Annotated in this window: 13 protein-coding genes; 8 read left to right on the forward strand and 5 right to left on the reverse strand. The window is 70.8% G+C overall.

Going from position 1 to position 11163, the window contains the following annotated elements:
* Positions 1 to 81: 81 nt before the first annotated feature.
* The 6 genes from LY13_RS15000 (at position 82) to LY13_RS15025 (ending at position 3382) form a co-directional block, all read left to right on the forward strand.
* The gene (locus LY13_RS15000) at positions 82 to 717 is read left to right on the forward strand and encodes a YceD family protein (protein WP_253829038.1); all 636 of its coding nucleotides are present in this window, start codon (positions 82 to 84) and stop codon (positions 715 to 717) included.
* A gap of 86 nt (positions 718 to 803) precedes the next feature.
* Entirely contained in the window at positions 804 to 986 is a 183-nt protein-coding gene (rpmF, locus tag LY13_RS15005) for a 50S ribosomal protein L32 (protein WP_253829039.1), read from the forward strand.
* 11 nt (positions 987 to 997) lie between these two features.
* A complete protein-coding gene (gene rnc / locus LY13_RS15010; RefSeq protein WP_253829040.1) occupies positions 998 to 1741 on the forward strand; it encodes a ribonuclease III in 744 nt (247 codons plus the stop codon).
* 18 nt (positions 1742 to 1759) lie between these two features.
* Positions 1760 to 2632 (forward strand): bifunctional DNA-formamidopyrimidine glycosylase/DNA-(apurinic or apyrimidinic site) lyase, encoded by an 873-nt coding sequence (mutM, locus tag LY13_RS15015; RefSeq protein WP_253829041.1) that lies wholly within the window; start codon positions 1760 to 1762, stop codon positions 2630 to 2632.
* A gap of 88 nt (positions 2633 to 2720) precedes the next feature.
* A complete protein-coding gene (locus LY13_RS15020) occupies positions 2721 to 3071 on the forward strand; it encodes a type II toxin-antitoxin system RelE/ParE family toxin (protein ID WP_253829042.1) in 351 nt (116 codons plus the stop codon).
* 5 nt (positions 3072 to 3076) lie between these two features.
* Positions 3077 to 3382 (forward strand): helix-turn-helix domain-containing protein, encoded by a 306-nt coding sequence (locus LY13_RS15025; protein ID WP_253829043.1) that lies wholly within the window; start codon positions 3077 to 3079, stop codon positions 3380 to 3382.
* A gap of 819 nt (positions 3383 to 4201) precedes the next feature.
* Here LY13_RS15025 and LY13_RS15030 read toward each other — a convergent pair.
* The gene (locus LY13_RS15030; RefSeq protein ID WP_253829044.1) at positions 4202 to 4846 is read right to left on the reverse strand and encodes a hypothetical protein; all 645 of its coding nucleotides are present in this window, start codon (positions 4844 to 4846) and stop codon (positions 4202 to 4204) included.
* Between the two features lie 268 nt (positions 4847 to 5114).
* Between LY13_RS15030 and LY13_RS15035 the strand changes: the two genes are divergently transcribed.
* Positions 5115 to 5381: an acylphosphatase gene (locus tag LY13_RS15035; RefSeq protein WP_253829062.1), complete on the forward strand. Its 267-nt coding sequence runs from the start codon at positions 5115 to 5117 to the stop codon at positions 5379 to 5381.
* Positions 5382 to 5620: 239 nt separating this feature from the next.
* Positions 5621 to 9256, forward strand: a complete 3636-nt coding sequence (gene smc, locus LY13_RS15040; protein WP_253829045.1) for a chromosome segregation protein SMC — start codon at positions 5621 to 5623, stop codon at positions 9254 to 9256.
* A gap of 57 nt (positions 9257 to 9313) precedes the next feature.
* Here the strand turns inward: smc and LY13_RS15045 are convergent, their stop codons facing one another.
* From LY13_RS15045 to LY13_RS15060, 4 genes are all read right to left on the reverse strand, one after another.
* A complete protein-coding gene (locus tag LY13_RS15045) occupies positions 9314 to 9652 on the reverse strand; it encodes a type II toxin-antitoxin system PemK/MazF family toxin (RefSeq protein ID WP_308216340.1) in 339 nt (112 codons plus the stop codon).
* A complete protein-coding gene (locus LY13_RS15050) occupies positions 9649 to 9879 on the reverse strand; it encodes a hypothetical protein (RefSeq protein WP_253829047.1) in 231 nt (76 codons plus the stop codon). The genes LY13_RS15045 and LY13_RS15050 overlap by 4 nt, the downstream gene beginning before the upstream one ends.
* A 110-nt stretch (positions 9880 to 9989) precedes the next feature.
* Positions 9990 to 10631 carry a class I SAM-dependent methyltransferase gene (locus LY13_RS15055; RefSeq protein WP_253829048.1) on the reverse strand — a complete coding sequence of 214 codons (642 nt, stop codon included), beginning with the start codon at positions 10629 to 10631 and terminating at the stop codon, positions 9990 to 9992.
* 189 nt (positions 10632 to 10820) lie between these two features.
* The coding region (locus LY13_RS15060) for an integrase core domain-containing protein (protein ID WP_253829049.1) at positions 10821 to 11163 on the reverse strand (343 nt) is incomplete at its 5' end.

An 11163-nucleotide genomic window follows, 5' to 3' on the forward strand; every position in this document is an offset into this window, starting at 1 on the left:
GCTGGATTGACGCGCGGTGCGCCGGGTGTCGTGGTCGCCCGTGCCGCCCGAGCCCCCAACCTTCCTCGAACGAGAAATCCGATGTCTGACGAACGTTCTCCGAATCCGAGCTCCGAGCGGGCCGACCGCAACCCGTGGCTGGTCGACACGCACGAGCTGGGCCGCCGTCCCGGCGCCAGCAGGACGGTGCAGCGGGACATCCCGGTCACCGAGCCGCTGGGCGTGCCCGAGGTCGTCACCGTCCCTGCCGGCGGCGCGATCGCCGTCGACCTGCTCCTGGAGTCGGTCGTCGAGGGCGTGCTGGTCACGGGGTCGGCGAGTGCGTCGACCACCGGCCAGTGTTCGCGGTGTCTGGACCCGATCACCGGTGAGGTGTCGATCGACGTCACGGAGCTGTTCGCCTACCCCGAGTCGACGACCGACGAGACCACCGAGGAGGACGAGGTCAGCCGGGTCGTCGACGACCGCATCGACTTGGAACCGGTGGTCAGGGACGCGCTCGTGTTGGCGTTGCCGCTGGTGCCGCTGTGCAGCGACGACTGCCCCGGACTGTGCGCCGGATGCGGCGTGAAGTGGGCCGATCTCGAGCCCGGACACGGGCATGAGACGATAGATCCTCGGTGGGCCGCGCTCGTCGAGCGACTGCAGGACACGGAGGACGTCTCGGACGCCCCGAGTGATCGGGCAGGCGAAGGAACCGACGACTCGGACCGGTGACACCGCACGTCGGTGCCGCACCCACCCCGGAGTTCGAGCAAACAGCTCGCGCGATCGCGGGCAGATTTTGATGAGGAGAATCAGCCGTGGCTGTCCCCAAGCGGAAGATGTCGCGCTCCAACACCCGCGCCCGCCGTTCGCAGTGGAAGGCGACGCCGGTGCAGGTCGTGGAGTGCTCCAACCGCGCCTGCAAGGCCAAGAAGCCGCAGCACGTCGCCTGCCCTGAGTGCGGTCAGTACGCCGGGCGGCAGGTCGTCGAGCCGGCCTGAGGTTTCGCGAGATGGGGGGTAAGGCACCGGCAGGCCCGGCTACGGATCCCGCACCGCTGCTCGAGGCGCTCGGTGTCGAGTTCGACAGCGAACTGCTGACGCTCGCACTGACCCACCGCTCGTACGCGTACGAGAACGGCGGGCTGCTGCCGAACGAGCGTCTCGAGTTCCTCGGCGATGCGGTGCTGGGTCTGGTGGTGACCGATCACCTGTATCGCAAGCACCCCGACCTGCCGGAAGGGCAGTTGGCGAAACTGCGCGCCAGCGTCGTCAACATGCACGCGCTCGCGGGCGTCGCGCGCGAGCTCGGTGACGGCGGTCTCGGTGCGTACCTGCTCCTCGGCAAGGGCGAGGAGCTGACGGGCGGTCGTGACAAGGCGAGCATCCTGGCCGACGGACTCGAGGCCGTGATCGGCGCGACCTACATCGCGCACGGCATCGAGACCGCGCGGGAGCTTGTCCACCGGCTGTTCGGCCAGTTGCTCGAGGAGGCGCCGCTGCGCGGTGCCGGCCTGGACTGGAAGACCAGCCTGCAGGAGCTGACCGCGTCGGCAGGGCTGGGTGTGCCCGAGTACAAGGTCGAGGACACCGGTCCCGACCACCGCAAGGAGTTCACCGCGACCGTCTACGTGGGCGGCCGTGACCTCGGCAGCGGCAGCGGTACGACCAAGAAGGAAGGCGAGCAGAAGGCCGCCGAAACGGCCTGGCGCGCGCTGTCGGAGGAACTCGACGCGGCCGACGGCGAGTCGTCCTGATCTCGCACGGAGCCGTGCGTGCCTGAGCTTCCCGAGGTCGAGGTCGTGCGTGCCGGTCTCGAACGGCACGTCGCGGGCCGGGTCATCACCTCGGTCGACGTCCTGCACCCGCGGGCGATCCGCAGGCACGTGCCCGGTGCCGACGACTTCGCGGGCAGGCTTGCCGGCGTGAAGATCACCGCGGCCCGCAGGCGCGGCAAGTACCTGTGGCTCGACCTCGCCGACGGCGAGGCGATGCTCGCCCACCTGGGCATGAGCGGTCAGATGCTCGTCCAGCCCGCGTCCGCCCCGGACGAGAAGCATCTGCGGGTGCGCGTCCGCTTCGCCGACGCCGGCCCCGAACTGCGGTTCGTCGATCAGCGCACGTTCGGCGGGCTCGCCCTCGACGAGCTCGTCGACGTCGACGGCACCCTTGTGCCCGCGAGCGTCGCCCACGTCGGACGCGACCCGATGGACCCGCTGTTCGACCTGGCCGCCGCGGTCGCCGCGCTGCGCGGGAAGCGCACCGAGGTCAAACGGGCGCTGCTCGACCAGACGCTCGTCTCCGGCATCGGCAACATCTACGCCGACGAGGCCCTGTGGCGGGCGCGCCTCCACGGCACGCGCCCCACCGAACGGCTCACGCGCGCCCAGGGAGAGCTCGTGCTCACCGCCGCCACGGAGGTCATGGCCGATGCGCTCGGCGCGGGCGGCACCTCGTTCGACGCGCTGTACGTCAACGTCAACGGCGAGTCGGGCTACTTCGAACGATCCCTCGCCGTCTACGGCAGGGCGGGGGAACCGTGCCGTCGCTGCGGCGCCCTCATCCGCCGCGAGGCGTTCACCAACCGGTCGTCCTACTTCTGCCCGCGTTGCCAACGCCGCCCACGGCGGAGCCCCATGGCCCGCTGAGCGAGGCCCGCGGTGGGGCCCGACACCGTGCGCCCGAGGCTCGCTCCCACGCCTTGCCTTTAGATCCTGCAAGGTCTACGATGATCGCATGTGGAGCGTGGACATCGAGCTGATCGCTGGATGGCTGGCTTCTCTGGACGAGGACTCCCGCGAGCAGGTGGTCGCCGCGATCGAGCTGCTTGAGGAGCGCGGTCCGCAGCTCGGACGGCCCCTGGTCGACACGGTGTCTTCGTCGCGGCACCGCAACATGAAGGAGCTCCGGCCCGGCTCATCGGGTCGGTCCGAGCTGCGCGTCCTGTTCGCCTTCGACCCCGAGCGCTCGGCGATCATGCTGATCGCCGGCGACAAGGCCGGGAACTGGACGCGCTGGTACAAGAAGAGCATCCCGGTGGCCGACGAGCTGTTCGACGACCACCTGCGCAGACTGAGAGGAGAGTGACCGAGATGGCCATGTCGCTGAAGGACTTCCTCGCCGAGCACCCCGTGGACCGGGATCGCGTCGATGCGCACAAGGAGCGGATGCTCGCCGAGGTCCGCGCCCACCGGCTCCGCGAGCTGCGCGAGCAGGCCGGCCTCACCCAGGCGCAGCTGGCCGAGCGCATCGGTGTCGGGCAGCGCCAGGTCTCCAAGATCGAGCACGGCGATCTCGACAGCGCGAAGGTCGGCACGATCCGCAGCTACCTCGAGGCCGTCGGCGGCGGCCTGGCGCTCGAGTACGTCACGGGCGACCAGCGCATCCAGGTCGCCTGAGCCAGGCGTCCGCTCACCGCGGCGGGTTGGTGACGGGGTCCGACGTGTGGGAACAAGCGGTCCGGGTCGGGTGGAGGACGAGGATCTCACGAATCGGTCACGTATCTCGGGTCGCGTCGAATCGGAGGGGCGAATCGTCACACGCGGACGCCTGCTGCGGTGATCAGCACCAAGGCCGTAGCGCCGCCCACGGCGCACCTGACGGAGTCGGTCACCGGGGCGGCGGCGCCTCACCGAGCAGCGTCTCGAGCACGGTGCACAACGTCGGAATCTCGTCGTGTACCAGCGTCGGTCAGGCTGCATAGAGGTCACGGGGTGTCGAGAAGACCGTGTGCGCGATGTATGGATTGCGCAGGTTCCGGGACCGGACCAGGTCGACGGGGTGCCCGATGATCTCCTCGAGTTCGTCCTTGAGCGCGAAGTAGTCGCGGAAGGTGCGCCGATTCCCTCGCGGTAGTCGACCAGCAGTTCGACGTCGCTGCGCGCGGGGTCGAATCCGTCGCCGAGGACGGACCCGAACAGGCGGAGACGTTCGACGCCGTAGCGCTCGCAGACGCGGGCGATCGCGTCGAGGTCGAACGCAAGGTCCTGGGCCATGCGCGGCTTATCCCGCCTGCGGTGCAGCGATGTCGACGTGCACGCCACCGAGTCGCCGCACGCGGTGACCCGGGCGTCAGCTCGAGACCGTGGCCGATCCTCTGCCGCTGGACGTGGGGTCCGGCATCGACTCGGACGACGCCGGCGGGGATCCGTCGTGCCACGCTGCCGGCGCCGCACCTCCGGAGCCTTACGGCCCGCTGACCGTGGCCCGCGGTGGGGTTACTGAGAGGGCGGCAAACTGGAGCCGGAGTCCGACGGCGACGACGATGATTCGGACGACGTCGGCTCGGGCTCGGGCTCGGGTTCAGGCTCGGGCTCGGGCTCCGACGACGGCGGAGGCTCCGGACTATCGTCCGGCTCCGACGAGGGCGGTTCCGGATCGTCCGGCGGATCGGGCTGCCCCGGATCGGGCTGACCCGGATCCGGCTGGCCGGGGTCGGGGTTGTCGGGGCTGTCGTCCCGTGACGACGGACGCCGGTCCTCGGTCGTGGTGATGAGGCTGGTCGTGGGGGTGCCGTCGGGGCCGATGCTGACCACGGTGCTGGTGTCCGAGGCGGACTTCGTCGGGTCGCCAGGGACGGGCTTGCCGTCGACCATGACGGTGGTCGCGCCGGCGCCGGGGTCGGCGGACTCGGTGGTGCTCGCGCCGTTGCGCGTGTTCTCGACCCGGGAGGTGTCGTCGCCGTCGGCGGTGGTCCGGTCCTCGCCACCGGTGGTGACCTGGGCGAGCGCGCCGAAGGCCGTGGCCAGCACGAGGCCGCTGGCCGCCAGTGCGAGGTAGCCGGTGCGTTGCCAGCGTCCGGCCGATTCGCGCGGGGGCGCGCTCTCGCCGTTCGTGGGGGCCTCGCCGTTCGTGGGGGCCATGCGGTTTCCTCCGACTCAGACAACCCGGATGGACGACGGCGGAACGCTATCACTGCCGGGTAATGCCGTGGATCACGCAGGTGTCCCGGGCAGGTGGGGACTGCGGCGACCGGGCGCCCATCATGGACGTGTGGGTGAACGAGACGACACCGTGGGTACCGGTCCGGGCATGAACGACGAGGACACGAACGCAGCCACCGGCGACACACCTCCAGGTAACGCAGCCACCGGCGACGCAGCCACCGGCGACGCAGGCACCGGTGACACCGTGCGGCTGACGGCGTGGGTCCACGGCGCGGTGCAGGGCGTGGGGTTCCGCTGGTGGACCCGCAGCAGGGCGCTGGAACTGGAGCTGGTCGGCAGCGCGGCGAACCTGTCCGACGGCAGGGTGCAGGTGGTCGCGGAGGGCCCGCGTGAGCGGTGCGAACGGTTGCTGGAAGCGCTGCGCGGCGGGCGGACGCCGGGCCGGGTGGAGCACGTCGCGGAGCTGTGGGCCGAACCGAAGGGCGGGCTGTCGGGGTTCGTCGAACGCTGAACCGCGGTCGACACGGTGTGACGGGGGCTGACCGCGCCGCCGCCGCGGTGTGACGTGTGTGGCTGCCGGGGCCGTGCGTGACACCTGGGCCGGGTGACCGAATCGGCAGGTCGGCGCGCGAGGGATACACCGCTGCGGGTGCGGCCACGCCGGGATGTCGTCCGACGGCGTCGGACAGCGCCCGGGTAGCATTCTCCGATCGGAGATCGCCCCGGATGTGAGCGAAAGGTCGACGCCGCGTGTACCTCAAGAGCTTGACGCTCAAAGGCTTCAAGTCGTTCGCGTCGGCGACCACGCTGCGGTTCGAACCCGGCATCACGTGCGTGGTCGGCCCGAACGGCTCCGGCAAGTCCAACGTCCTCGACGCGCTGCGCTGGGTCATGGGCACGCAGGGTGCGAAGGACCTGCGCGGCGGCAAGATGGAGGACGTCATCTTCGCCGGCACGTCGGGTCGCGCGCCGCTCGGCCGCGCCGAGGTGACCCTGACGATCGACAACGCCGACGGCGCGCTGCCCATCGAGTACTCCGAGGTCTCGATCACGCGCCGGATGTTCCGTGACGGCGCCAGCGAGTACGAGATCAACGGCAGCGGCTGCCGCCTGCTCGACATCCAGGAACTGCTGTCCGACTCGGGTATCGGCCGCGAGATGCACGTCATCGTCGGCCAGGGGCAGCTGTCGGAGATCCTGCAGGCCAAGCCCGAGGAGCGCCGCGCGTTCATCGAAGAGGCCGCGGGTGTGCTCAAGCATCGCAAGCGCAAGGAAAAGGCCGTGCGCAAGCTCAATGCGATGCAGGGCAACCTGGACCGGCTGAACGACCTCACGGCGGAACTGCGTAAACAGCTGAAACCGCTCGGCAAGCAGGCGGAGATCGCGCGGAAGGCGCAGACCGTCCAGTCGGAGCTGCGCGACGCGAAGCTGCGCCTCTACGCCGACGACCTGGTCACCCAGCGCGAGGCGATCGCCAAGGAGGAGGCCGACGAGAAGGCCGCCCGCGCCCGCAGGGCCGAGGTGGAACAGGCGCTGGAGGTCGTCAGCTCCGAGCAGGCCGACCTGGAGCGGTCGCTGGCCGAGGACGCGCCGATGCTGCAGGCGGCGCAGGACACCTGGTACAAGCTGTCGTCGCTGGCCGAGCGGCTGCGCGGCACGGTGCGACTGGCCGTGGAGCGGCAGCGGCACCTGTCGGAGGAGATCGACACCGGCGGCACCGGCCGTGACCCGGAGGAGCTGCTCGCGGAGGCGGAGGAAGCGGCCGCCCGCGAGGAGGAGCTGAACGAGGCCGTCACCGAGGCCCGCGCGGCGTTGTCGGAGAAGACGGAACGCCGCGAGCACCTGGAACACGTCGTGCAGGAGGCCGAGCGCGCCCACATGGCGGCGGTGCGGGCCATCGCCGACCGGCGGGAGGGCATCGCGAAGCTGTCCGGCCAGGTCGAGGCGCTGCGGAGTAAGAACAACGCCACGGCCGAGGAGGTCGAGCGCCTCACGAGCTCTCTCGAAGAGGCGGAGGCTCGTGCGGAGGCCGCCGCGGAGGAGCTCGAGGCGGCACGGGCCGAGGGCGGCGTCGAGGATTCCGACGACGCAGGCCTGCAGGAACGCCACCAGCGGGCCGTCGAGGCGGCCGACGCCGCCAAGCAGCGGGTCGACGAGCTGGTCAAGGCCGAACGCAGCGCCGAACGGGACATCGCGTCGGAGAAGGCCAGGGTCGACGCGCTGTCGATGGGCCTCAGCCGCAAGGACGGCGCGGGCGCGCTGCTCGGTGCGACCGACGAGCTGCCCGGCCTGCTGGGGTCGGTCGCGGCGCTGTTGACCGTCGAGACCGGCTTCGAGGTCGCACTGGCGGCGGCGCTCGGCCCCGTCGCCGACGCGGTGGCCGTGTCGGCGGGCGAGGACGCGCTGCCTGCGTTGCGGTACCTCAAGGACAACGAATCCGGCCGCGCGGGCCTGCTGCTCGGCGGGGCGCGCGGTTTGGTCGACACGTCGTCGTGGCCCGCGCTGCCCACCGGGGCGCGCTGGGCGCGCGAGGTCGTCACCGCGCCGGACGCGCTGCGGCCCGCCGTCGAACGCGCCATGGACCGTGTCGCGGTGGTGGAGACGCTGGACGACGCGCGCGACCTGGTGCTCGCCGAGCCGAGCATCACGGCCGTCACCCGCGACGGCGACGTGGTCGGCGATCACTGGGCCGTGGGCGGTTCGGCCAAGGACGAGAGCGTCATCGAGGTGCAGGCGGCGGTCGACGAGGCACAGGACCGGCTGGCCGCCGCGGAACGCGCCCTCGAACGGGCGTCCGCGGAGCTGGAGGGCGCGCGCGCCGACCAGGACGACCGGCAGGCCGAGGTCACGGCGGCGAAGGAGGCGCTCAACGAGGCGAAGGTCCGCAAGGCTCGTTCCACCGAGCGGCTGAGCAGCCTGGAGCAGACCGCGCGGTCGGCCGAGTCCGAGGTCGAGCGGCTGCGGAACCAGCGCGCCAAGATCGAGCAGAACCGCGAGGAGATGCTGGCGCAGCTCGCCGAGCTCGAGGACCGGCTGGCCGCGGTGTCGGAGCAGCCGGTCGAGGAGGACCCGGACACCTCGGAACGCGACGAGGCGGCCGAATCGCTCACCGCGGTGCGCCAGGAGGAGGTCGACGCGCGCCTGGCGTTGCGGACGGCGGAGGAACGGGCCCGGAGCATCGCAGGCAAGTCCGACGCGCTGGTGCGGGAGGCCGAGGCCGAGCGGCAGGCCCGCGAACGCGCCGAGCAGGCCCGCATCGCCCGCGAGCGGGGCGCGTCGATCGCCGAGGCCGTCGTGGGCGGCGGTGAGGCGGCGCTCGACCGGATCGAGTCGTCGCTGCAGCGCGCGGCCGCCGAGCGGGACGCCGTGAAGGCCCGCCGCGAGGAACGCGAGACGGCGTTGACGCAGGTGCGCGGCAAGGTCAAGGAGCTGACCGGTGAGCTGGAGAAGCTCACCGACGCGGTGCACCGGGACGAGGTGGCGCGCGCCGAACAGCGGCTGCGCCTGGAACAGCTCGAAACGAAGATCACCGAGGAGTTCGGCATCGGGCTGGACGACCTGGTGGCCGAGTACGGACCGCACGTCGACGTGCCGCCCGGCGCGGGGGAGCTGGCCGAGTACGAGGCGGCCAAGGAGCGCGGCGAGACGGTTGCCGAACCGCAGCCCATCCCGTACGACCGGCCGACGCAGGAGCGCAGGGCCAAGCGTGCGGAGAAGGACCTCGCCCAGCTCGGCAAGGTCAACCCGTTGGCGCTCGAAGAGTTCGCCGCGCTGGAGGAGCGCTACAAGTTCCTGTCGACCCAGCTCGAGGACCTCAAGGAGACCCGTAAGGACCTCGAGCAGGTGATCCAGGAGGTCGACGACAAGATCCTCGAGGTGTTCAGCAGTGCCTACGAGGACGTCGCGCGCGAGTTCGAGACCGTGTTCTCGGTGCTGTTCCCCGGCGGTGAGGGCCGCATGGTGCTCACCGAGCCGAACGACATGCTGGCCACGGGTGTCGACGTCGAGGCGCGCCCGCCGGGCAAGAAGGTCAAGCGGCTGTCGCTGTTGTCCGGTGGCGAGAAGTCGCTGGTCGCCGTCGGCATGCTGGTCGCGATCTTCCGTGCCCGCCCGTCGCCGTTCTACGTGCTCGACGAGGTCGAGGCCGCGCTGGACGACACGAACATGCGCAGGCTGATCGGCCTGCTGGAGCAGCTGCGCGACAGCTCCCAGCTCCTCGTCATCACGCACCAGAAGCCGACGATGGAGATCGCCGACGCGCTGTACGGCGTCAGCATGCAGGGCGACGGCATCACGAAGGTCATCTCGCAGCGCATGCGTACCGACACGGGCGAACCGGAGCCGGAGTCGTCGGACCGCGACCAGGCCGAGCCCATCGAGGCCTGAGCTGCACGGCCGCGGGCGGGCCGTCGACACGTCCTGCCGGTGGGTCGGCCCACCCGGTCAGGGCGTGTGGATCATTTTCGCCACGATGGTGCACACGTCCGCGAATGTGTCGGGCGTGGGGTCCAACTCGGTGGCGCGTCGGCGGAACCGCCGTGTGTCGACCGTTCGCGGCTGATCGCAGATCGCCCAGCTGTTCGGGGCGACCTCGGGGCGGAACCGAAATGGTTTCTGTTGCGAGGTCAGCGGTACGACGACGGCCACGCGGCCGTTCCACAGCGCGAGGTGCTCCGGCGAGGAGATCACGAGCGCGGGGCGGTCTCCTCGTTGTTCGTGCCCGACTGTCGGATCGAGCTGCACGAACCACACCTGGCCCGTCCTGACGTCCGGCGCGGTCACAGGTCGGACGGGTCGGCGTCGGTCCAGGCGTTGAGCTCGTCGATCTCGGCGTCCTCGTCGCCCGGGTTCTCGGCGAAGTAGCGGCGCGTTTCGGCGATGGCCGCGTTCCACCAGTGCTCGTCGATCAGGCGCCGGATCGCCTCGTCGGCGGACTTCGCTCCGAGCTCGTCGGCCAGTCCGTTGATCTGATCGCGGGTGTGTTCGCTCACGCGCATCGTCACAGCCATACTGCGATTGTACACAGGCGTATACGTACCCGTATATGACAGTGTGATCGTGTGCCGTCCTCAGGACAGCGCGGGCCGTCAGTGTGCGGGGTAGTCAGTGTGCGGGGCGGTCAGCGCTCGGGGCGTGCGAAGACGACGGCTCCCGGTACGTCCTCGTCCGGCCGCATCAGCAGTTCCGCCTCGATCGTGAACCCCGCGTCGCGGAGCAGGTCCGCGACCGAGTAGGGCCTGCGACGGTGGCTGTCGAGACTGACAGGGCGACCCGTGTAGCCCTCGGACGAGTGCCGCACCCCCTCGCCGACGTGGAAACCGATCAGGACGGGGGCTCCGGGGCGGGTCACGCGGTGGAACTCGGCGAACACGCCGGGCAGGGCGTGATCGGGCACGTGGATGATCGACCAGAACGCCACCAGCCCCGCGAGCGAGCCGTCGGCCAGGTCGAGGTCGGTCATCGTGCCCACGTCGAACCGCACCCGCGGGTAGGTGCGCCGGGCGATCGCGACCATCTCGGGGGAGAGGTCGATGCCGAACGCGTCCACCCCGGCGTCGCGGAGGTGCTCGGTGACGTAACCCGGCCCGCAGCCGACGTCGGCGACCGGACCGCCACCGGCCGCCTGCACCGACTCGGCGAACAGCGCGAGGCTCGCCCGCAGGTACGGCTTGTCGTCGAGCAGTCCCCGTACCCGCTCGGTGTATCCGGACGCGTCGGTGTCGTAGGCGGCTCGGGTGTCGGACAGCCACGTGTCGGCCATGGGGAGACGGTAGCCGTTCCGGCGCCGACTGCAGGCGTCCGAAGGCCGACACCCGGGCGAGCGACACCCACGGACCGACACGCGAACGCCGACACCGTCGGACCGGCGCCCGAGGGCAGACACGGGAAGGCCGGCGGGCGAACTGCTCGCCCGCCGGCCCTCGTGTGTCTGCCGGTGTCCGCCGAGGCGCTAGGTGTGTGATTCGGAGAGGTTGGTGACGCGGTCGGCTGGTGGGGCTCCGTGGATTGCGGTGTGGGGTCGGTGGAAGTTGTACCAGTCGAGCCAGTCACCGAACGCGCGCTGGCGTTCGTTTTCGGAGTGGTAGGGCTGTTGGTAGGCCCATTCGTCGAGCAGGGTGCGGTGGTAGCGCTCGACTTTTCCGTTCGTTTGTGGGCGCCAGGGGCGGGTGAACCGTCGGGCGATGCCCAGGTCGGCGCAGGCTTGTTGCCAGGTGTTTTTGCGGTAGGACCAGGCGTTGTCGGTGAGCACTCGCTCGATGGTCACGCCGTGACCGGCGAACCAGGCATGTGCC

This window comes from Prauserella aidingensis (genome assembly GCF_024171865.1).
In the GTDB taxonomy this organism is placed as follows: Bacteria; Actinomycetota; Actinomycetes; order Mycobacteriales; family Pseudonocardiaceae; genus Prauserella; species Prauserella aidingensis.

Excerpts from the sequence above, each read along its gene's own strand:
- LY13_RS15000 (WP_253829038.1), top strand. The coding sequence starts at position 82 with ATGTCTGACGAACGTTCTCCGAATCCGAGCTCCGAGCGGGCCGACCGC.
- LY13_RS15050 (WP_253829047.1), bottom strand. The coding sequence starts at position 9,879 with ATGGCTGTGACGATGCGCGTGAGCGAACACACCCGCGATCAGATCAAC.
- LY13_RS15025 (WP_253829043.1), top strand. The coding sequence starts at position 3,077 with ATGGCCATGTCGCTGAAGGACTTCCTCGCCGAGCACCCCGTGGACCGG.
- LY13_RS15055 (WP_253829048.1), bottom strand. The coding sequence starts at position 10,631 with ATGGCCGACACGTGGCTGTCCGACACCCGAGCCGCCTACGACACCGAC.
- LY13_RS15030 (WP_253829044.1), bottom strand. The coding sequence starts at position 4,846 with ATGGCCCCCACGAACGGCGAGGCCCCCACGAACGGCGAGAGCGCGCCC.
- rnc (WP_253829040.1), top strand. The coding sequence starts at position 998 with ATGGGGGGTAAGGCACCGGCAGGCCCGGCTACGGATCCCGCACCGCTG.
- LY13_RS15020 (WP_253829042.1), top strand. The coding sequence starts at position 2,721 with ATGTGGAGCGTGGACATCGAGCTGATCGCTGGATGGCTGGCTTCTCTG.